General features: G+C 68.8%; 13 protein-coding genes and 1 pseudogene. 8 read left to right on the top strand and 6 right to left on the bottom strand.

The genetic code is table 11. The features are described 5' to 3' along the window. Nucleotides 1-901 precede the first annotated feature (901 nt). Nucleotides 902-3601 carry an RICIN domain-containing protein gene (locus WME96_RS20830; protein ID WP_437291836.1) on the top strand — a complete coding sequence of 900 codons (2700 nt, stop codon included), beginning with the start codon at nt 902-904 and terminating at the stop codon, nt 3599-3601. 117 nt (nt 3602-3718) lie between these two features. Here WME96_RS20830 and WME96_RS20825 read toward each other — a convergent pair whose 3' ends face one another. Next, the gene (locus tag WME96_RS20825; protein ID WP_437291835.1) at nt 3719-5350 is read right to left on the bottom strand and encodes an amidase; all 1632 of its coding nucleotides are present in this window, start codon (nt 5348-5350) and stop codon (nt 3719-3721) included. A gap of 601 nt (nt 5351-5951) precedes the next feature. Here WME96_RS20825 and WME96_RS20820 point away from each other — a divergent pair. From WME96_RS20820 to WME96_RS20800, 5 genes are all read left to right on the top strand, one after another. Next, entirely contained in the window at nt 5952-6428 is a 477-nt protein-coding gene (locus tag WME96_RS20820) for a hypothetical protein (RefSeq protein ID WP_437291834.1), read from the top strand. Nucleotides 6429-6863: 435 nt separating this feature from the next. After that, nucleotides 6864-8852, top strand: coding sequence for a transketolase (gene tkt, locus WME96_RS20815; protein WP_437291833.1), 1989 nt, complete (start codon nt 6864-6866; stop codon nt 8850-8852). Nucleotides 8853-8934: 82 nt separating this feature from the next. Then, the gene (locus tag WME96_RS20810) at nt 8935-9132 is read left to right on the top strand and encodes a hypothetical protein (RefSeq protein ID WP_437291832.1); all 198 of its coding nucleotides are present in this window, start codon (nt 8935-8937) and stop codon (nt 9130-9132) included. A 61-nt stretch (nt 9133-9193) separates the two neighbouring features. Then, entirely contained in the window at nt 9194-10144 is a 951-nt protein-coding gene (locus WME96_RS20805) for an AEC family transporter (protein WP_437291831.1), read from the top strand. Between the two features lie 102 nt (nt 10145-10246). After that, nucleotides 10247-10666, top strand: coding sequence for a nuclear transport factor 2 family protein (locus tag WME96_RS20800; RefSeq protein WP_437291830.1), 420 nt, complete (start codon nt 10247-10249; stop codon nt 10664-10666). Nucleotides 10667-10716: 50 nt separating this feature from the next. Here the strand turns inward: WME96_RS20800 and WME96_RS20795 are convergent, their stop codons facing one another. Then, a complete protein-coding gene (locus tag WME96_RS20795; protein ID WP_437291829.1) occupies nt 10717-12270 on the bottom strand; it encodes an Hsp70 family protein in 1554 nt (517 codons plus the stop codon). Between the two features lie 202 nt (nt 12271-12472). Here WME96_RS20795 and WME96_RS20790 point away from each other — a divergent pair, with 202 nt between their 5' ends. After that, the gene (locus tag WME96_RS20790) at nt 12473-13351 is read left to right on the top strand and encodes a hypothetical protein (RefSeq protein ID WP_437291828.1); all 879 of its coding nucleotides are present in this window, start codon (nt 12473-12475) and stop codon (nt 13349-13351) included. 83 nt (nt 13352-13434) lie between these two features. Here the strand turns inward: WME96_RS20790 and WME96_RS20785 are convergent, their stop codons facing one another. From WME96_RS20785 to WME96_RS20770, 4 genes and pseudogenes are all read right to left on the bottom strand, one after another. Continuing rightward, nucleotides 13435-14055, bottom strand: a complete 621-nt coding sequence (locus tag WME96_RS20785; protein WP_437291827.1) for a hypothetical protein — start codon at nt 14053-14055, stop codon at nt 13435-13437. A gap of 41 nt (nt 14056-14096) precedes the next feature. Next, nucleotides 14097-14246, bottom strand: a pseudogene (locus WME96_RS20780) (NADH:flavin oxidoreductase/NADH oxidase); the annotation flags it as partial. A gap of 233 nt (nt 14247-14479) precedes the next feature. Beyond that, nucleotides 14480-15619: a substrate-binding domain-containing protein gene (locus tag WME96_RS20775; RefSeq protein WP_437291826.1), complete on the bottom strand. Its 1140-nt coding sequence runs from the start codon at nt 15617-15619 to the stop codon at nt 14480-14482. A gap of 451 nt (nt 15620-16070) precedes the next feature. After that, nucleotides 16071-18581, bottom strand: coding sequence for a glycoside hydrolase family 31 protein (locus WME96_RS20770; protein ID WP_437291825.1), 2511 nt, complete (start codon nt 18579-18581; stop codon nt 16071-16073). Nucleotides 18582-19639: 1058 nt separating this feature from the next. Between WME96_RS20770 and WME96_RS20765 the strand changes: the two genes are divergently transcribed. After that, on the top strand, nt 19640-21325 hold the full coding sequence (locus WME96_RS20765) for an Ig-like domain-containing protein (RefSeq protein WP_437291824.1): 1686 nt from the start codon (nt 19640-19642) through the stop codon (nt 21323-21325). The last annotated feature ends 2 nt before the right edge of the window (nt 21326-21327 follow it).

Here is a 21327-nt window from a genome sequence, read left to right as displayed (position 1 = left end):
TCGCGCCGACTGGCCCGTTGCCTCGCACTGCCGCGATCGTCGCGCTCACCGGTGTGCTGAGCCGCGCCGTCACCCTCGACAACAGGTGACGTCACGGGTCGCCGATGACGTGATGGAGCGCCGGCTCAGGTCGCCTGTGTTCACCCGAAGCCGCCGTGTTGGATGTTGGACCGTGAAACCCTGGTAATTCCCTTCCACGGGCTCCTTGATCTCGATCATCGACATTTATTTTGCGACCGAGTGACGACTGCCCGGTTCGTCTCGCTGGCTGACTCATCAGGACGCACCAGGCGGATTCTTCCGAGCACACCGGCGGATCCGGCCGGGTCCTGGCGTCAAATTCTTCTCCGGGTGTCCTCCTCGCCCTGGCGCCTCGAACCACGCCCGTCTCGACACCACCCCATGGAACCGATCAGCCTGGAATTCTGAAGGAATTCAGGCATGCGGCGACCTGGTCGCCGGACGATCCAGTGGGCATTGCGGCGTATCGAATTCAGGCGAGACTTAACCAGTTCACTGCCACGGGCGACGGCGCGTGCCGAGGCTCGGGTTCGTGTCGGATATTGCGCCACCAGACATCACACGACGACTGCCGTTGTTGTGATTTCGTAATCGTCAGGGCCTCGCGCAAAATGCACGATTGTCTTGACGGGCAACATGATTGTCTTGACCGGCCAGGTGAGTTGGAACAAGAATCACCTTCGTCGCGGTGCCTGATCGCGCACCGAACGAGCCTACCCGCTCAGCGCATCTCGTGGTTGAGATTCACCGGCACGACGATGGCCACGGGGCCATCCCTCGGGGGCAAGCATCGCGCGGCGAGCGCTCCCGGTCGACGCAGGGCCAGCGTAGAGCTGCAGACAGATAGATTTTTATTAGCTCACTTAACGAGGAGAATCACATGAGATTCGCATCCAGGCGTGTCTTGCTTGCCGCCGGGACGGGCCTTCTCGCCGTCTCCTGCGTCGGCGTCACGGACGAGTACGACAGCGAAGAGGGCGGCGTGCTCGAGAGCGCCGTCATGATCGATCCGGGCGCGACCTACACGCTCGTCGGCCGGCAGAGCAACAAGTGCGTGGAGATCCGGGGCGGGAACGCGGTGATCGCCACCTGCACCAGCGGCGCGAGGCAACAGCAGTTCCGCGCCGAGGACGCCGGCGGCGGTTACTTCCGGATCAAGAGCGTGGACGGCAACACCTGCCTCGGGGTCAGCGGCTCGTCGACAGCGAACGGCGCCGCCATCGTCCCGTCCGCCTGCACCTCCGGCACGAACCAGCAATTCCAGTTCGCCGATGTCGCCACCGGCGTCCAGCGGATCAATATCCGGAGCAGCGGCAAGGTGCTCGACGTCACGGGCCGATCGACGGCGGACGGCGCCCGCCTCCAGCAGTGGGGCTGGGCGAACGGCGACAACCAGAAGTTCTCGCTCAGGACCGTGGGGGGCGGCTCGAGCAGCAGCACCACGACGACGACCTCGACCACGACGACCTCGACGACGACCACCACGACGACCACGACCAGCAGCTCCAGCAGCGGCACTGGCGGCGCGGGCGGCGCCGGCGGTGCCGGCGGCGCGGGTGGCGGCGGCGGCAGCGGTGGCTTCACCGGCGAGGGCGAGGTGGGGGTCGCCCCGCCTGGAGGGTGCGGGCTCGGCTACAGCCAGCTCCCGGACGGCAAGGGGGGCCTGAACGTCGAGGCCGTCTGCCTCCCGAACGACTTCAACATGGCCACGTCGCTCGAGGCCTTCAAGACGACGGTCTACCCGATCCTGACGGCGAACTGCTCGGGCTGCCACGGCTCGGCGGGCAAGGCCCAGTCGCCCATGCACGCCGACGCCGATCCGGCGCTGGCGCACCAGTACGCGCTCACGCGCGTCAACTTCAGGAAGCCCGCGGACTCGAAGCTCGTCGTCCGGATGGGCATCGACAGGCACAACTGCTTCGGGTCGAGCTGCAGGGACGCGAACACGCAGATGCTCAACGCCGTCACGGCGTGGGCCAACGCCGTCGCGCCGACCCTGCCGGCGACCCCGCGCCCCGTCGCGGCGGCCGAGAAGGTCACCGAGGACCAGGTCAAGGCGTGGGTCGCGACGGACAAGGCCACCGTCGCCGCGGCCGACGCGGAGTTCATCAAGTACGCCTCGCTGCACGAGCTCCACAACAAGGGCGTCAGCGCGGAGGAGATGAACGTGGCCCGCGTGGGGCTGTCGAAGGCCCTGAACTCGGTCGCGCGCTGGGCTCCGCGGATCGTGAACCCGGTGGACATCAACGGCAAGGGCATCGTCTACCGCTTCGATACCCGCGATTACTGGGGCTACAACAAGGGCGTCACGAAGCTCCACTTCGGCGGGTCGGACGACGACGTCTTCTTCGGGAGGACCACGGTCAACTACCTCGGTGAGCCGGTCGGCTCCGACGTGACGTTCAGGGAGAAGTACCGGTACACCGCCGAGGTCCAGAGGGACACGAGCTTCGCGAAGCTGGTCTGGGGGCGCGTCCTCGCCGGCAACGTGGAGGGCGCGACGGACAGCGCGGTGCTGCCGAAGAACACCAACGGCTTCAAGGCGGACTACATCGAGGCGAGCCAGCTCGTTTACACGCTGACCCGCCCTGACGTGTACAACGCCATCATGGCGATCCCGTGGTACGCGCAGGACCTCGAGGCCGAGATCGGCGTCATCCGGGATCAGGGGATGAAGTCGTACGAGTACATGCTCACGAAGCAGGCCATCACGGTCGACTCCCGCATGTACTACCGGGCGCGGACGAAGAGCGGCGGCTTCTACTGGAAGACGTGGGACGTCTTCACCGGCCAGCTCGACGGCGGCGTGACCACGATCGAGCAGGCGTACGAGACCGGTCAGATCCGGTTCCCGTTCTGGGCGCACCCCGTCCCGAAGTTCATCAGCGGGACGGGCCTCGGCGGCTCGGCGAGCAACTACAGCTTCATCGCGACCCTGGCGCAGCCCCAGGGCACGGAGCCGGAGGGGTGCGACGGGCAGCCGAGCTACGGCGGCAGCGGCTTCCTGAACTGCCGCTATTACACCGGCACCGACGGGCTCCAGCAGTCGGCGGAGGAGGCCATCTGGAACCTGCCGAACGGCCTGCAGGCATACGCCCTGTGGGGCGGCTTCAACCAGCGCCGCGTCGACGCCTTCGTCAACATCGTGCGTGATCCGCGCATCGCCCGGGACGCCTCGGACGCGGCGATCAACAGCCTGGTGGGCTTCGCCAGCCCGGACCGCCGCCTGAACGTCGGCAGCTCGTGCATCGGCTGCCACGCCGACGGCATGAACCGCGGCAGCAACGATCTGCGCGACTGGCTGGACGCTGGCGGCTCGCGCCTCCCGAAGGGCGAGCACGGGGTCGACGGGTGGATCGACGACCCGGCGGTCGTGGAGCAGGTCAAGGAGCTCTACCCGCCCTCGACCGTGATGCGGCCGCGGATGGAGGACGACCGCAAGATCTTCCTGTCGGCGATGGCGAAGATCAAGCAGGGGATGATCCTCGGCACGGACAAGAACGTGTACGTGGAGCCGACGATCTGGACCATCGAGTGGGCGCAGAGCTTCTACAGGTACCCGACGACCCGCTCGAACTAGCCTCCACCTGACGAACGTCGCGAGCCCGAGCCCAGGGACCGCGAGCGCCCCCCGCGCTCGGCCCTGGGCTCGTGCCGTTTCCTGGCCCGCCACGCAGCGCCGCGCGCCGCGCGCCCGCTACAGCGTCAGCACAGCCTCGATCCTGTGACGCGTCGCCCGCTCGTAATCGTAAGCAAAGCCGAGCAGGCGGGCCTCGCTCCACAGCGGGCCGACGAAGATCAGGCCGAAGGGGGCGCCGCTGCTGTACTGGCCGGCGGGCACGACGACCCCGGGCAACCCGGCGATGTTGATCGCCGACTCCGTGGTCGCGGCGTAGGTGGCGCTGCTGAACAGCGCGGGGACCTCCTCGTACGTCTGCGGAAACGCGAGGCCATCCAGATCGTGCGCCGCCATCACGGCGTCGAAGATGCTCAGGTACTGGCCTCGCAGGGCCCAGAAGTCGGAGAGATCGGGCAGATCCTCGGGGTGCAGCAGCGAGTCCGCCAGCACGGGGAGCGCGTCGGCGTACCAGGACAGCGGACCGCCGTCCGGCTGGAACGGCGAGATCCCTGTGATGAGCGTCAGCTCATCGATCGTGCCGACCACGTCACCGTTGAACGTCAGCCCGCCGAGGTAGCTCTGGAAGTCGTGGGCAGCGGACTCGGTGCCTCGGAAATCGTAGGGCTCACCGGGCAACGCCAGCTCGGCGAAGCCGCTCCCGGCGAACGGATCTTCGACGACGGTCGCGCCCTGGATCTCGAGCTCCTCGATGGTCCTCTCGTAGAGAGCCTGCGTCTCCGGTGACAGGTCGCTGAGGCGCCACCCCGGGCCATACAGCCCGATCCGCTTCCCGCGGAGGGCGGTCCGGCTCAGCTCGCTCGTGTATCCATGGCGGGGGAGGTGCCCTTGGGAAGCGCTCGTCTTGGGATCCTCCGCGCTGTATCCGGTGAGGACGTCCATCACCAGGGCGGCGTCGAGGACGGTCCTCGCGATGGGCCCTGCCACGTCCCTCGTGCTGCCCGCCAGAGGCACGATGCCCGTCGTGGGGACGAGGGCGAACGTCGGTTTCACGCCGACGAGGCTCTGCGCGCCCGCCGGGTTCTGGATGGAGCCCCCCGTCTCCTCCGCGAGGCCCAGCACCGCGAAGTTCGCGGCCACCGCCGTCGCCGTCCCGCTGCTGCTCGCCCCCGGCGCCAGGTCCCTGTCCACGGCGTTGTAGGTGGGGCCTGCCCAGCTGCTGTTCGCGCGGGTGCCGTCGTCGCTGAACGCCGGGATGTTGGTCTTCCCGAGGATGATGGCGCCCGCCTCGATCAGCCGCTCGACGACCACGGCGTTCCTGATCGGGAACAGATCGACGCCGCCCGCCGCGGAGCTGAGGGGCGCCCAGCCCGACGTCGACGGCGATCCGACGAAGTCCATCGACTCCTTGATGACGACGGGGATCCCCGCCAGCGGGCCGAGCCGCTCTCCCCTCCTTCGCCGCCTGTCGATCGCGCGCGCCTCTTCGAGCGCGTTCGGGTTCAGGAACGTGAAGGCGTTGTAGGACGCCTCGTACTGGTCGATCCTGTCGAGGTACGCTTGCGTCAAGGCCTCTGCGGTGTAACGCCTGGTCGCGTAGGCCCACCTGATCTCCGCGATCGTGAGCTCTGTGACGTCGATGTCGGAAGCGTCGATGGGCCCAGCCGCGGCGTGGCTCGTACCAGGGAGCCCCAGGGCAGCTCCAAGGCAGATGGCCGCGGCCCATTCGATGAATGGACGAGTGCTCTTCATGATGGATCAATCCCTCTTGCGCCATTCTCACGTCGAGACGCAAGTTGTGTGTCGATGGATGGACTCTGCGCCACGATCGGGCCGATTCGCGATCGGAAGGGGAGGTGGCGCGCGGGCGACGCCGTCTCCCTCGTGGAGGCGACGCGGCGGGCACAAGGCCCGCATACTCGGGGCCGGCAGCACGGTCAAGGAGGGGCAACTCCGTCTCGGCGCGCCAAGCAGCTTTCAGGCGCCAGCGCTCTGGCAACGCATGTCGGATGTCCTGGAGCGCGGTGTCGGAATGGCGCGATCACGTCGCCGCCGTGGACCCACCGTGGCGTGTCTCCAGGCGGTCACAGGGCCTGGACGTACGCGACGGGGCCCGTCGTTCAGAGGCTGTCAGCGACTCCAGCGCGCTGCTCGGAGCGCCGCGGCAGAGGCGCGTCCGGCCGTCTGGTCGACATCAGTCGGCGACGGGCGCCGTTGGCAACGTGCTTGAACCCGTGTCCGTCTGGTACTTCGCGGGCGTCTTCGATATCGGATAGGACATCCACCCCGCTGCGCCGGTCCACCTGCATCCGCGGAAGCAGTTCGGGAAAGACGACCGAAGAAAGGACATGAGATGAGAATTCATTGCGCATGGATCATTGTCGGACTGGCGCTGCTCGGGTGTGGTGAGACGGTCACGGGCAGCGCGGGCACGAGTCTCACGCTCGATCACGAGCCCCTGGCGCTGGGCCAACCAGCCACGGCGCACGTGACGCTGTGGGGCTACGATAGTCACGTTGCTGACGCGAGCGCCACGGCGGTGGCGCGCTACACGTTCGATGTCGAGGCGCTGCCCGTCGAGCTCGAACTCGACATCCCGGAGGAGCCCCACACGCGGATCGAGCAGGGGTTCGGGCCGGTCGAGCGCGAGGACGCGAAGTTCTACTTCTCGGTCATGATCGACGTCGGCAGTGACGGGCAGATCTGCGCGGAGGACTTCACTCAGGATTACGATCGAAGCGACTGGATGTCGTTCGCGGAGGAGCCGCCGGAGGAGCACAGGGTCTTCGTGAAAGAGGACGGCTCCGATTGCAGGCCGATCGATCGATGAGCAGGGACAGGGAGCCGCGATCCAGGGGGGCGCCGTGACGAGCCGACGTGGCGCCCGTCCCGGAGCCTGCCTGGAGAGGCCTCATCGCGGCAGGTGCGACGACCGCCATGCCCCGGAGCATCGCTCTCGGTCGTGGAAGGGCGGTCGAACCGCCCCCCGAGCATCGCTCTCGGTCGTGGAAGGGCGGTCGAACCGCCCCCGAGCATCGCTCTCGGTCGTGGAAGGGCGGTCGAACCGCCCCCTGAGCATCGCTCTCGATCTGGAAAGGCGGTCGAACCGCCCCCGGAGCGCCGATCTCGGTCCCGGCGAGGCGACCGGACCGCCTCCGGAGCACCGCGCGCGGCGGAGCGCCCGGGCAGGCCAGGCGCCGTGGGCACCAGGGGCAAGGTGAGCGAAGGGGCGCGTTTCGAGGCGAAGTAGGTTAGAGTGCGCGCCATGCCTGATTTTGCCAAGCTCGCCGCCGCGTGCACGATGGCCCGCGGCCTCGCCATGGACGCCGTCCACGCCTGCTCGTCCGGTCACCTCGGCCTGCCGCTCGGGGCCGCCGAGATCGGGGCCGTCCTCTATGGCGACCTCCTCCGCCACGATCCGAGCGAACCGCACTGGCTGAACCGCGACCGCTTCATCCTGTCCGCCGGCCACGGCAGCATGTTCCTGTACGGCTGGCTGCACCTCGCGGGGTACCCGGTCTCCATCGACGACATCCGCCGCTTCCGGCAATGGGAGTCGAAGACGCCCGGCCACCCGGAGTACCACTACACCGAGGGCGTGGAGGCGACGACGGGCCCGCTCGGGCAGGGCGTGGGCAACGCGGTGGGGCACGCGGTGGCCGCCAAGATGCTGGCCGCCCGGTACAACACGAAGGAGCACACGGTCTTCGACCTCAAGGTCTACTGCCTCGCCGGCGACGGCTGCCTCCAGGAGGGCGTGGCCGCCGAGGCGGCCTCCTTCGCCGGGCACTTCAAGCTCGACAACCTGATCCTCATCTACGACGCCAACGACGTCACCCTCGACGCGATGGCCGTGAAGACCCAGAGCGAGGACACCGGCAAGCGCTTCGAGGCCTACGGCTTCGAGGTGCTCCGCGTCGAGCAGGGCAACGACCTCGAGGCCGTGCACAAGGTGCTCAGCCAGGCGCGCGCGTCGAAGAGCGGGAAGCCGAAGTTCGTCATCGTCCACACGCTGATCGGCAAGGGGATCCCCGAGGTCGCCGGCACCCAGAAGGCCCACGGCGAGGGCGGCGCGAAGTTCGTCGACCAGGCGCGCAAGGCCCTGGGGCTGCCCCCGGAGCACTTCTACGTGAGCGAGGAGGTCAAGCAGTTCTTCGCGAAGCGCAAGGAGGAGCTCGGCAAGGCGCGCGCGGCGTGGGAGTCGACCTTCCAGGCCTGGCGCGAGAAGAACCCGGAGCTCGCCCGGCAGCTCGAGGAGGGCACCTCGAGGAAGGTGCCCGCGGACCTCGACGCGCGCGTCCCCGCCTTCGCCGCCGGCACCAAGGTCGCGACGCGCAAGGCCGGCGAGACCGTGCTGCAGGCGGTCGCCGAGGCGGTGCCCGCGCTCATCGGGTCGAGCGCCGACCTCTACGGCTCGACGTTCAACTACATCGCGTCGAGCACCGACTTCGATCCGGAGCACTGGGGTGGCCGCAACATCCGCGCCGGCATCCGCGAGCACGGGATGGGCGCGATCATGAACGGCATCGCCTACCACGGCGGCCTGCGCCCGAGCGGCGCGACGTTCCTCGTGTTCGCCGACTACCTGCGGCCGAGCATCCGCCTGGCCGCGCTGTCGCACCTGCCGGTCATCTACATCTTCACGCACGACTCGGTGGGCGTGGGCGAGGACGGTCCGACGCACCAGCCCGTCGAGACCGTGGCCGGGCTGCGCGCCATCGTCGATCTCGACGTCATCCGGCCGGCCGACGCCGAGGAGACGGCCGGCGCGTGGATCGCCGCGCTGGAGCGCACCGACGGGCCGACCGTCCTCGCGCTCACGCGGCAGGCCGTGCCGTTCCTGCCGGGCGACGCCGCCGTGAAGCGCGAGGGCGTCCGGCGCGGCGCCTACGTGCTGGTCAAGGAGACGGCGGCGCTCGAGACCATCCTGATCGCGACGGGCAGCGAGGTGCAGCACGCGGTCGCTGCCGCGAAGGAGCTCGGCGGCGGCGTCCGCGTCGTGTCGATGCCCTGCGTCGAGCGGTTCCTGCGCCAGGACCGCGGCTACCGCGAGGCCGTGCTGCCGGCGGCCTGTACCCGGCGCGTGTCCCTCGAGGCGGGCGTCACCTTCGGATGGCACCAGTGGGTCGGGTCGAAGGGGATCGCGCTGGGCATCGATCGCTACGGCACGAGCGCCCCCGGCGACATGGTGATGGAGCGGCTGGGCATGAATCCTCAGGCCGTCATCCAGGCCGTGAAGGACCTCGTGCCCTGAGGAGGGGAGGGGACGGCCTGCGCGAGCGCCTCCGGAGCTCGTCAATCCGTCCCCCGTCTTTCGTCTCCCGTCTTTCGCCTCCATGCGCTGCCCTCTCTGCACCTCACCCCTCGCCTACATCCACGGCCACGCCGCCTGCGTGAACAGCCGCTGCCCCAGGTTCGGCGCCAACCAGGCCGAGTGCTGCAGCGGCGAGACCGCGGAGAGCTGCCCTGCCGCGGCCGACAACGGCCCGGCGCCGCGGTCGCCCGACGGGGCCGCGCGACGACGCGCGCCGTGACGCGCTCCGCCCGCGCGACGAGACCGCTGGACGTCGCGCGCCGCGGAGCTACAAGCCGCCCGTGCCATCAGGCGACCTGATCTCTCAGCTCCTGGCCCTCTTCGCGGTGCTCGGGGTCGGCGTGCTGCTGAGGGCGCTCGGCCGCGGGGGCCAGGCCGACGCGGCCGCGCTGAACCGGCTCGTCATCGACGTCACCACGCCGGCGCTGATCGTCTCCGTGCTGCGCCGCTCCGGCATCGGCCACGGCGCGTGGGGCGGCGTCGCCGCCTCGACCCTCGCGCTCTTCGCGTGCGCCCTCGCGGGCATCGCTGTCGCGCGCGCGCTCGGGCTCCCGCGCGCCGCGCAGGGCGCTGCCGGCCTCGTCGGCAGCTTCTCCAACACCGGGTTCCTCGGCGTCCCCGTCGTGCTCGCCCTCTACGGGCGCGCGGGCGACGCCGCGGGGACGGCGATCCTCGTCGACAGCATCGTCACGACGCTGATGCTCTGGACCTTCGGCGTCGCGCTCGCCGCGCGCATGGGCGCGGGCGGCGACGCGGGCGGCGACGCCGGCGCGCGCGGCCTGCTCCGGGTGCTCCTGCACCCCAACGTCCTGTCGATCGCCGCCGGGCTCGCGCTCCACGTCCTGCCGATCCCCTTGCCGACGTGGGTGGAACGCGCGCTCGACGCGCTCGGGAGCGCGACCCCGACCCTCGTCTTCCTCGCGCTCGGCCTGAGCCTCGACCTGCGCTCGCTCCGCGGCCGCGTGCGGCCGCTCGTCGCCGTCGCCTCGGTGAAGCTGCTCCTGGCCCCCGCGGTCGCGCTCGGCGCCGCGATCGCGCTCGGCCTCGAGCGCCCCGTGTCCGAGGTGGCGGTCCTGCAGTCCGCCATGCCGACGTCGATGGTGTCCGTGATCGTCGCCGCGCGGTACGGCTGCGACGGCCAGTTCGCCGCGGCCACCGCGGTCGTCACGACGCTCGGCGCGCTGGCGACGCTGCCCATGGTGGTCGAGGTGCTGCGCCGGATCGTCCCCTAGCGGCGCCCCGACCCGCGGGCGCCCCGACCCGGGCTGGCGTGTTCATACCAGGCGGCCGTCCTGGTCCTTGCGTCGGCGCTGGCCGGCGCGCATGGTCGCTGCATGAGCGTCGAAGCGAAGCGGCTCGTCCTGGCCGCGAACGAGGCGTTTTACGAGGCGTTCCGCGCCGGGGATCACCAGGCGATGTGCCGGCTGTGGGCCGAGCAGGCGCCCGTGGCCTGCGCTCATCCCGGCATGCAGGTGATCTCGGGGCGCGCCAGCGTGCTCGAGAGCTGGAGCCAGATCCTGCGCAATACCTCGGGCTCTCGCATGCGCTGCGAGGGCGCCGTGGCGCGCCTGTTCGGCGACTTCGCCTTCGTCACGTGCCTCGAGGCCAACGGCGACGCGCCTGCGCACCTGTGCGCGACGAACATCTTCGTCCTCGAAGACGGGCAATGGAAGATGGTCCACCACCACGCGGGTCCGCTCGCCACGCCGCAGCCGAGGCGGCGGCCCCCGGCCGGCTCAGGGCTCCTGAACTGAGGGCCTCGCGCCCCCGGCCGCGCGACGAGCGGCGCTGGCCAGCGCGGCGCTCACGCCCCGACCTGGTAGACGCGCTGGTACCCCGCCTCGACGTCCGTGATCGTGACCTCGACGATCCCGTGCGGCGTGATCGCGTACTGCTCCTCGATCAGCGGCCCCTCGCCGCCCATGCGCTCCACGGTCACGGCGGCGAGCTCGGCGGCGCGGTCGCGGAGCTTCCGGTCGAAGGGGAACACGACCTCGCTGAAGGCGGTGATGTCGCCGTGGGGCACGCCGAGCCGGTCGAGCGAGGCGCACTCGACGAAGCGGTAGCGGCCGACGTTGTGCGCCGCCCGGTACACGCGGCGCGAGACCACCGGCGCCTCCTGGCTCGAGGGGACGCGCGCCTCGCGATCGAAGATCGGATCGAAGACCACCTCGTCGCCGCCGCTGCTCTCCCGGAACACCCCGAAGTGGCGCGATAGCCGGTCGGAGAGCTCGAAGCCCGCGTCCTCGTCGACGGCGATGGCGAGGCCCATCGCGATCGCCGCCGAGGGGTAGGGGGACCGATGGACGCGCCGCCCGAAGCGCTCGCGCAGCGTCCGCGCGACGACGGGCAGCGAGCTCGCGCCGCCGACGACGTAGATCCCCGCGATGTCGGCGAGCGCCTCGCCCGCGCCGGCGTCGAGGCGCGCGATCACCGGCTGCATCGCGGTGATCGTCGCCTCCACGAGCGGCACGCACCGGTCGTAGAAGTCCGACGCCGAGATCGTCACCTCGTGGGCGGGCGCCAGCTCGCCGAGGCACGCGTCCAGGTCGATCACGATCCGCCGGGAGTTCGGGTTGAGCCGCTCCTTGGCCTCGCGGCACTGGTCGGCGAGCCCGGCGAGCGCGCGCGCCGGGAGGTCCTCGCGCTCGAGCTTGGCCGCCTCGAGCGCCATCGCGGCGAGCGCGGCGTCGAAGTCGTCGCCGCCGAGGTGGTTCAGCCCGGCGGTCGCGACGGCGTCGTGGCTCCGGCCGGTCATGTGGACCAGCGACGCGTCGAACGTCCCGCCCCCGAGGTCGTAGACGACGATGTGCTCGCGCTTCGACGTGATGGTGCTGCGGTGGCGGTGCGTGTACTCGAAGCCGGCGGCCGAGGGCTCGTTCAGGAGCGCGATGACCTCGAAGCCGGCGCGGCGGAAGGCGTCGAGCGTCACGAAGCGCTGCGTCCCGTGCGCGTTCGCCGGGGTCGCCACCACGCAGATGAGCCGCCCGTCGTCGTCCGTCTTCTTCCTGGGCCGGTTCGACCGGTGCAGGACGGCGTCGCGGAGCGACCTCAGGAACAGCGTCAGGAGGTCGAGCACGCGGAGCTTCGTGCTGCCGATCTCGACCTCGAAGTCGGGCGACGCGCGGGGGCCCGAGAGCACGCGCTTGAACGACCGGAGCACGGTCCACTCAGGATCCGAGGCGACCGCGAGGGCGTCGAAGCCGAACCGGAGCTCCCCCTGCCGCTCGGCCGCCACGGAGGGGTAGAAGTCCACGGTGTCCCCGGCCGCGTCCTGGAAGCTGATGACGGGGTAGTTCCCGCGGTCGCAGCACGCGACCACGGTCCGCGTGGTTCCGAAATCGATCCCGAGGCGCACGGTGGGTTCCTCCGGCGCGCATGCTGCCACATCCGGCCGCCCGCGGTGAAACTCCGCTGCGCTCAGCGGCCCGGGGGTTCGCCGCGGCCAGGGAAGTGCCCGGCGTGGCACGACCGCTCCTGGCACGGCGTTTCGCTGGCGACGGCGTCTTCCTCCTCTTCGGTATGGCGAAGAGGCTGATTTTCGCGGCACAACGCTCGCGATGACGCAGAGGACGACGACGGACCGCAACCTTCTTCTTGGCATCATGCTCTCCACCTCGCTCCTCGCCGGTTGCTCCGCTTCCGAGCTCCTCGGCAGCGGGGGCGCGGGCGGCGGCGCAAGCGGCCGCGGGGGCGCGGGTTCCGGCGGCAGCGGCGGCGCAGGCGGCAGCGGCGGGGTCGAGTGCTCGATCCCGGCGATGGATCGGATCACGTGGTCGTTGACCACGCCGGACGGCAACCCGTTCCCGCCCGGAGACCCTGACGACGACGCGGACGCGTTTCCCACGGAGATCTCGCTCCGGGGGCGAGTCGTCTCATCCACCTCGGGCGCGATCACCATCGACGCGTGCCCGCCCAACGTGGGTTGCGACCCATCGCCCATCGTGCTGGCGCTCGCGGCGCGTGGATTGCCCGATGTGCTCGTTCCTGAGGGCACGTTCGTGCAGCTCGACTTCCAGTCGCAGCGCGTGACGGACCCCTACGCCGACTACACCGCGATGCACCTCTACATCGAGAACGTCCCCATCTGGGCCGACCTCTCGAACCCTGTGGCCAGCGACGATCGCATCTGGCTCGCGGCGCACGACCGTCTCGTCACCGGCGGACCCAACTCGCTCACCGCCGCGTTCGACCCCTTCACGGTGGAGCGCATCGACGTCTGCTTCTCGCCCCATGCCGGCAATCCGGTGTATGCGATGCGGTTCTCGATGCCGGACGCGCTCCCGTCCTCGGTGACGTTGCACGCCGGCGAGGAAGCCTCGATCCACGTCACCGGCGCGCACGCGGGTGAATACAGGTTCCGGAATCTTCGCTCGTTCGAGGTTGCGGAGCCGGCCCACGAGTTCGCCTACTGGCTGGCGTTCTCCGACGCCCCGTGAGCCGGCGCCGATCTCCGGGCGTCCCTTCGTTCACGGCGCCACGACCCGGGCCGTCGGACCGGCAATCGCCTCGAACGCCGTTTTCACCCGCGCGCGCGGCGGGTCGCGCGCACCTTGGCCGCGCCTTTCGCGGGCAGCTTCGCCGCCTTCTTCGCGGGCAGCTTCGTCGCGCGCTTCGCAGGCTGCCTCGTCGCGGCCGTCTCGGGGGGCAGCTTCGCCGCCGCCTTCTTCGCCGCCGCCTTCTTCGTCGCTGCCCCGGCCCGCGGCGAGTCGTCCCGCTTGCGCTTCTCGCCCGGCACCTTCCCGATGCGCGGGTCGCCCGCCTCGATGAGCGCGCAGGCCCGCAGCGCGGCCTCCTCGAAGTCGGGCGCGTCGGCCGGGAGCACCTGCCAGCCCGTCACGCTCTTCCCGAGCACCTCGATGCTCCGCATGCTCGGGAACTCCGGGCGCAAGGCCGCGTGGTGCTCCTCGCTCGTGGCCAGCCAGACGCCGTTGTCCGGCGAGGCGCCGGGCTTGTCGCGCAGGGCGAGGACGATCTTCTCTCCGACGTAGACGGCCAGGCAGCCGAACAGCGGCCGCGTCTCGGGGCTGAGCGGCGCGAGCGCCTCGAGCACGAACTCGTGCGGCACCGGCTTGCGCTTCCTGGCGGCGAACACCTCGTCCGCCGGCGGCGCGAGGCGCCCGCTCCTGCTGCGGGTCGTCATGGCGCGGGCCGCTCTCCTCAGCGCTTGAGCCAGTGGCCGTACGCCGGCCCCCTCGCCATCGAGCCCAGGTGAACAAGGTGCCAGTCGGTGGCATGCCCGTTCACGGAGGAATACTGGCACATGGGAGAGACGACCACGCGGTTGCGCAGCGTCATGTCCTTCAAGCGAAAGGGCTCGAACAACCTTGCCACGAAGACCTCCTTGCCGAGGGGGCGCAGCTTCGCACGCCCGGGCGCGCGGGGGCAAGCGGAGGCGCCCTCCGCCGGCCCTCTCCGGGCATGTCCGCCCCTCGCCCGTCCTCGGTCTTGCAAGCGGTCTTGCGAGGGTCTTGCAGCCTCCCCGGCGCTGCCGGGCCGGACCCGGGATCCTCGCGCGTCGAGCGCCCGCCGGCGCCGCGCGAGGTCTCCCCCGAGCGGCGACCCCGCTACTGAACTGCGCCGATCTCGTCGAGGAACGTGTTGTAAGCGTCGAGCTTGCCCGACGGAACCACGTCGAGGCCGATGTCGACCCGGCTGTCGCCGTCCATCAGCGGGGCGAGGACCTCCCTTGTCGCGTCGAGGCCGATGGTCTTGATGCTATAGAGGATGTAGGGCACGAGGTAACCCTCGTAGTACTGCCGCTGGGTGTGTGTGGCCTTGATGCGCCCCTCGCGCATGTAGGCGACGGTCCTGGGATCGAAGTCGAACGCGACGATGGGGACGTCCGGTATGCCCGCGGCGTCTGCGCCCATCACGCACCTGTACGAGATGTTGAACAGGCCGACCATACCGACGACGGGCGGGTCCGCGGCCTCGATCTGGCCCTTCATCGCGTCGACGTCGTAGGCCTCGTCGGCGAAGAAGGCGGCCTGGCTCACCAGGGGCGTGTAACCGGCTGCCTCGATCTCCTGCAGGGCTCCCTGCGTCCGAGCATACCCGTCGACCCAGTCTTCCGCGATGGTGCCGTGGATCACCACCGTACCTGGAGGCGGGGGCAGCATCGCGAGCAGGGTCTTCCCCGCCGTGGCTCCCGCTTGCGTGTTGAGCAATCCGACATAGAGCGAGCGCTTGGAGGTCGCCACGTCGGTGTCGAGCGTCACCACGTGGACCCCGTTCGCGACAGCATCGTCGACGGCGGCGGCGTTGACGTCGCCGTAGGGCGAGACGCCGATCCCCTCGGCGCCACCCGCCACCGCCTGCTCGATCTGCTGATTTTGGATGTCCTGCGATGTCGTGGAATCGCCCGACTGGTCGGTGGGCCCGAGCACGTTCCCCGTCACATCGAGCTCCCCCATGGCTCGGCTCGCGCCCGTGGCGATCGGCTCGAAGAAGGTGTCGAGGTTCTTCAGCAGGACCACCATCTGCATCGGCTCGATCGTGCTCTCCTCGATCGTGCTCTCGTTGAGCACGGCGATGAGACGATCGATCGTCGCCTCGAGCTCAACCGGAGTGAACTCGCTCTCCGGCGTCGGCGGCCGATCGATGCGTCCGACCTCCGTGCCAGCGTCGATGGCATCGCTCGACCCGCACGCCGTCGTCATCAGGAGCCCGAAAACCGCCGTCCGATATCGTCCAATCATCGTCATGAGACTCCTCCTCGTCCGTGTTCGTTCGATCGCGCGCGGCACCCCTGCGTCAGAGTCCCTCCTCCCGCGACATCGTTTCCGGGTGTGGCATGTGACGGACACCGAGTGACCCGGCGCCGCGGGCGAGCGCGACGCCGAGAGCCGGGACGCGACGCCCACGCGCAGCCCGGCTTCCAACCAGCACAGGCGTCGTCCGCCGTGCGCGAGCCAAGCACCCTCGAACGGAAGCGATGCAGAGCGCCTGGCCTCCCGGAGTCCATGCTCGATCCATCGTGATACGAGGTCGAGGATCAAGCTGTCAAGCGGTAGGGGGCAATCGACGAGGAGCGGCGGTGGGTCGAGAAGGAAATCATGCTGTTGATGTGAGTCTTCACACGGCGGCCGGCGCCGGGGGGCGGGCCTGGGCGGCGCCGTGGCAGGGTGCGTCGGCGAGAGCGCCAGCAGCCGTCGCTCAGTTTGCTGTCACAACCACCTCGGAGCCGTCATACGCGACCACTTGATCTGCAGCAGCGGTGACACCGACGCCGGCGCCATGGTTGGATCCCACCCACACGATCTTGAACGTTCTGCTGGCCGGCATTCCGCTGTAGCTCCCCGTCCTCGCGCCGATGGTCAACTTCCTGGCAGACTCATCCCACGTGAGCGGAATGGTCGAGTACTTGCCGCCCTCGTAGTCGTAGCCGTCGCCCTCGTCCTCGTACAGGGTGAAGGACCCGTCTTGGCCTGCGTAGATCCGGATCTCCACCGGATCGATGCTCTGCGTCGCATACTGGATATCGGGACCCATGGGGACGATCGAGCCCGCCTTGACGAAGAGCGGGATCTCGCTCAGCGGCGCAGGGACCGAAGCCGTGCGCCCGCCGTCTGTCGTCGAGCCTGTCCAGAAATCGTACCAGGTCCCCGCGGGGAGGTAGACGGAGCGGCTGGTAGCGCCCGCGGTGGTCACCGGATTGACGAGGAAGGCAGGGCCGAACAGGAACTGATCCTTGATGTCGAACACCTTCTCGTCGTTGGGGTAGTCGAAGACCAGGTGACGCATCATGGTGTAGCCTTCGCTGGTCACCTTCCACGCCAAGGAGTAGATGTACGGCATCAGCCGGTAGCGCAGGTTGTCGATCTTGAGGAGGTTGGCCTTGGTGGCGGCGCTCCAGCTGTTGCTGTACAGCTCCCTCGAGCCGCCTCCGTGGATCCGGAAGATCGGGGAGAAGGCGCCATACTGGAACCAGCGGGTAAAGAGCTCATTGTTCGCGCTGGTGGTCCAGTCCACGTTGTGGCCCCAGTACCCGCCTATATCCGTGGTCCAGTAGGGCATCCCCGCGAGCGAGAAATTGAGCCCCGCAGGGATCTGCCTGGTATAGGTGGGAAAATCGCTGTCGATGTCGCCCGACCAGCACGTCGTGGCATACCGCTGCTGCCCGGCAAAGGCGCTGCGGCTGAGGACGTAGACCCGCTTCTCCTTCGGGCCGGTCGTACGCCAGTGCTCGTACAGCCCCTGGGCGTGCCCCAGGGGATAAGCGTTCACGTACAGCGCCCCCTTGCCGAGCGCGGTGTCGGCGGCCCGCACGTCGACGCGGTCTGGATAGCCTTGAGGTTCGGTATTGTCGGCCCAGATGCCGTCCCAGCCGTGCGGCTCCAGGAGGCGATCGTGGATCTGCTGGTACACCAGCGCTCTGGCGGCGGGGTTGAGGGTGTCATAGAAATGGTGGGTGCCGCCGCTGGCGAACAGCGCTCCGATCTGGTCGAGCGCTTTGTAGTTGTCCATCTCTCCCGCCTTCTTCTCCGTGTTCACGCGCTGATACAGCGGCCAGATCGATATCATCGTGTGAACGTTGTCCTTGTGCATCTCGTCGATGAGAGCTGCCGGATCTGGGTAGCGGCCTTGATCCATGAAGTGGGAGCCCCACGCGTGCGGCGTCCAGTAGTCCCAGTCCTGGACGATGCAGTCGACAGGGATGTTGTTGTCGCGGTAGCCGTCCTTGACCCTCAGCAGCTCGGACTGGCTGCCGTACTTGTCCTTGGACTGGAAGAGCCCGTAGGCCCACTTCGGGAACAGCGGGGCCGCGCCGGTCGCGGTGCGGTACCGGGCCACGACCTGGTCGATGCTCGGGCCATAGAAGAAGTAATAATCCACCATCTCGCCGGCCTCGGACACGTAGCTGTACTTGGTGTCGTTGGCCTCTGTCCCGTCGAACTCCGAGGTGGAATAGTTGTCCCAGAAGACGCCGTAGCCCCTGTTGGATACCAGCATCGGGATGTTGATCTCGGTGTTGACGTTGATGATGCGCCGGGTCGTCCCTTTGCGGTTCATCACGCCGTCCTGGTGCTGGCCGAGACCGAACAATGCTTCGTCGGCGGGTGAGTCGAAGACCGTCTCGACGCGGTTCGTGCTGACCCCCTCGACGGTCACGGGGGTCAATGTCTTGCTGTCCTCCGACAGCAGGACGTCATCGTTCAAGTCGGCGTATGTGACCAGGCCGCTTGTCGTGTCGACGCTGGCCTTGAGGCGTGAGGTGGTGATGGTCACGGTCCCGGAGCTCTCCGTCACGCAGAAGCTCGGTGTGCCCCACTTGTTGTTGACAGACAGAGACGTCTTCTCAGGGAGCGAAGGAGCCGTGGCGTACTGGACCCTGATGATGCTCTCGTTGCAGACCTCCAGCCTCAGCAGTCCGCCTTCCAGGTTGAAGGTGACGCCGGCGGCGTCGGCAGCGTAGAGCCCGGTCTCTGGGGGCGCAGGCGGGCACTCCAGCTGGTCGCCGCCTCCCTGGCCTCCCGAACCGCCGCCGCCGCCGTCGCCGCCGCCGGTCGCGCCGGATCCACCGCCTCCCACCCCGGTGGTGCCAGCGGCGCTGGACGCCGTGCCGCTGGCGCCCGGGCCGGGGTCGGACCCGCCCGAGCATGCACCGCCCAGCGGCAAGAGGCCGACCAGAGCCGCGTAAAGGGTACGCTTGATTGATCTTTGCATGATTCCTCGCGGGCAACGGATTTCAAAGAAGTTGTCACGAAATTCAACGATTCACGCCGACGACGCGAGCGCGGGCACGGCTCCATGCGGTCGGGGCAGGGGGCTGTTTCAGACTGAATGCGGCGTGGGCGAGCCACGTCATTCGTCGAACAAGCGTTGCTTGCCGTGTGCTCCGGCGGATCACCCTGCCAGAACGCCGATCAACGTCGATCAGGAGTCGCCCCCGCGACGACCGGGCGAAAGGAACCGGTGCCGGGATCGAGCAAGATCGATCCGACGCGAGCGCCTCGGTGCGCGTGTCACGACCCGAACGTGGCGAGATAGGCGGATACGTTCGGCCGTATTGTGAACGTTCACACGATCCACGTCAACGCCAATCGACAGGCCCGCGGGTAGCCTCGATCCCGAGGGGGGGACCGGGCTGGCGGGGCTCCTCCAGAGCGCCGCGTCGAACACGTCGCGCAGGTACGCCTCGGGATCGAGGTGGTGGAGTCGACATGAGGCCCGCGCGGATCGCTCCGGCAGGTGGAGGCGATTCCGCGCGGTCTGGAACAATGTGGCGCGCACGTGCGTGAGCGCTGGTTCGACGGCGAGCCGTTCACGAGCTTCTGGTGTGTCCTTATATGTTCCCGGGCATCATTCAGAATGGGTGCAACTTTTTGATGAATGCCGACACGGTAGCGGGGGAGGACCAACCGTCCCCTGCGCCGACAGCGTCCGAGCCGACTGAATCGCCGCGCCGCGCGTCCTCGATGGCCCAGTGACGAGCGCCTGCACGATCGAGCTGGGCCCCTGGTCGAGCCGCCGGAACGCGTCAATCGCGTCAAAACACGTGCAGTCGATCGAGCTTGACACGAGTAATGTGAACGTTCACATTCGGTCCTGACGGGGGCGCTTTCTGCGTCTGTGCGGCTTGCGGCTGTGCGGCTTGCGGCTGTGCCCCCGTGCGTCCGCAGGATCGCGGTGGATATCGTCGGCTCCAGGTCCCCGCAGATTGACCATTGATCATGACTCACGCGGCAGAGAAGAGGTCAGGAATGCGTTCGAAGAGGATAGGGATGCGTTGGCTCGGCTCTCCTGCGTTCGCCGCCCTGCTCGCGGCGTGCTCCGGCGGCGGTCCCGGCGCGACGCCGGAAGGGAATGACGGCGGCGGCTCCGGCGACACATCAACCGTGGTGAGTGGCAGCGGCGGCGCAGCGCCGATGCCGGTGACAGGAGCCACGACAAGCAGCTCCACGACAAGCAGCTCCACGAGCGGCTCGGGCGGAGACGCCACGGCCGGCAGCGGCGGCTCGGGCGAGGTCGACCCGGACATGATCACCGCCCCGGAAGGCAAGATCCCGAACATGCCGATGCCGGCGAGCAAGGTCAACCTGCCGCGTCAGAGCTGGCGAGACGGCCTGGTGTCGCCGACGCTCGAGAAGGACCACCACCAGAACCAGCCGATCGTCGTCAACGGCTACGTTCAAGGCGCCGGCAACGCCGAGATCGTCTTCTACGACATCGCCGACCCGACCAATCCGAGGATGCTCTCGCGCATCCAGAGCCCTGGCTTCGATCCCAGGGGAGGGCCCAAGGGCGTCGGGGAGGCGGAGTCGCACCAGACCTCGCTCGCACGCTACGGCAACAAGTTCTACCAGGTCACCACCTCGGGCACCGGCGTCGACATCTGGGACGTCACCGACGCCCGCGCGCCTCGTCACGTGAGGCTCGTCCGGCTCGAGGGCATCAACTATGGCGACTTCACCGACTCCGTGTGGGGCATGTACTGGCAGGGCAGCGTCATCTACATCGGCGGCACCAACACGGGCCTGCACATCCTTGACGCAGCGGATCCCGAGAACGTGCGGTTCGTGAAGAAAGTTCCGATCTCGCAGTTCGGCGGCGTGAGCGCCGGTCCGCTGTGGGCCGTCGGCAATACGCTCGTCATCACGACGCCCAAGGACAACGGCGGCATCGCGACGATGGACATCAGCGACCCGATGAACCCGGTCGCGCTCGACTTCATCACCCCGAGCAAGAGCTACATCTGTGGGCTGTACGGCAAGCACGTCTACGTGCAGTCGCCGCTGCGCGTGTGGGACGTGCTGACCGATCCCACCGACATCGGCTCGGCCAATTCACCCCTCGCCACGCTGCCCGACTCGGCGTTCAGGGCCAAGGGCTACCCCGCTGGGTCCGAGTACGTGAGCTTCTCCGACGGCTACCTGTTCCTGGGTCACCTGCGGCCAGACGCCGGCGTCTCCAAGATCGACGTGCACGACATCCAGCGGATGTCGATCGAGAATCGAATCTGGGGCCGGCTCGAGTTCGAGAACGGCGACGACCAGTTCTCGATCGCGGTCGGCAGCCTGCTGGTGCTGGCCGACGACGAGCTGCCCTACCGCGGCATGGTCATCGCCGCGCACTCCACGGATCCGGACACCACGCCCCCGGCGGTGGACACGGTGTTGCCGAAGAGCGGTGCGACCGGTGTGACCAGGAAATCGCGCGTCGGTCTCAGCCTCACCGACAACATCGAGCTCGCCACGGTTCACCCGGGCAGCTTCATCGTCCGACCGGTGGGCGGCGCGCCGGTGAAGGGCACGTTCGGCCTGTACATGGGCATCGTGAACTTCGACCCCGACGAGGAGCTGATGCCGAACACCACCTACGAGGTCATCCTGCCGAAGGACGGCATGAAAGATCTCGTCGGCAACGGCATGGCGGCCGAGTTCAAGTCAACGTTCACGACCGGTCCCTGAGC

Origin of the sequence: Sorangium sp. So ce406 (assembly GCF_051474675.1) — a bacterium.
Lineage (GTDB): Bacteria > Myxococcota_A > Polyangia > Polyangiales > Polyangiaceae > Sorangium > Sorangium cellulosum_G.
The sequence above is the reverse complement of the archived record's forward strand: the minus strand, read 5'-3'. Positions and strand labels throughout refer to the sequence as shown.

Bases quoted from the DNA above. Each gene is read 5' to 3' on its own strand.
- WME96_RS20830 (WP_437291836.1), top strand. From the start codon at position 902: ATGAGATTCGCATCCAGGCGTGTCTTGCTTGCCGCCGGGACGGGCCTT.
- WME96_RS20825 (WP_437291835.1), bottom strand. From the start codon at position 5,350: ATGAAGAGCACTCGTCCATTCATCGAATGGGCCGCGGCCATCTGCCTT.
- WME96_RS20820 (WP_437291834.1), top strand. From the start codon at position 5,952: ATGAGAATTCATTGCGCATGGATCATTGTCGGACTGGCGCTGCTCGGG.
- tkt (WP_437291833.1), top strand. From the start codon at position 6,864: ATGCCTGATTTTGCCAAGCTCGCCGCCGCGTGCACGATGGCCCGCGGC.
- WME96_RS20810 (WP_437291832.1), top strand. From the start codon at position 8,935: ATGCGCTGCCCTCTCTGCACCTCACCCCTCGCCTACATCCACGGCCAC.
- WME96_RS20800 (WP_437291830.1), top strand. From the start codon at position 10,247: ATGAGCGTCGAAGCGAAGCGGCTCGTCCTGGCCGCGAACGAGGCGTTT.
- WME96_RS20790 (WP_437291828.1), top strand. From the start codon at position 12,473: ATGACGCAGAGGACGACGACGGACCGCAACCTTCTTCTTGGCATCATG.
- WME96_RS20785 (WP_437291827.1), bottom strand. From the start codon at position 14,055: ATGACGACCCGCAGCAGGAGCGGGCGCCTCGCGCCGCCGGCGGACGAG.
- WME96_RS20775 (WP_437291826.1), bottom strand. From the start codon at position 15,619: ATGACGATGATTGGACGATATCGGACGGCGGTTTTCGGGCTCCTGATG.
- WME96_RS20770 (WP_437291825.1), bottom strand. From the start codon at position 18,581: ATGCAAAGATCAATCAAGCGTACCCTTTACGCGGCTCTGGTCGGCCTC.
- WME96_RS20765 (WP_437291824.1), top strand. From the start codon at position 19,640: ATGCGTTGGCTCGGCTCTCCTGCGTTCGCCGCCCTGCTCGCGGCGTGC.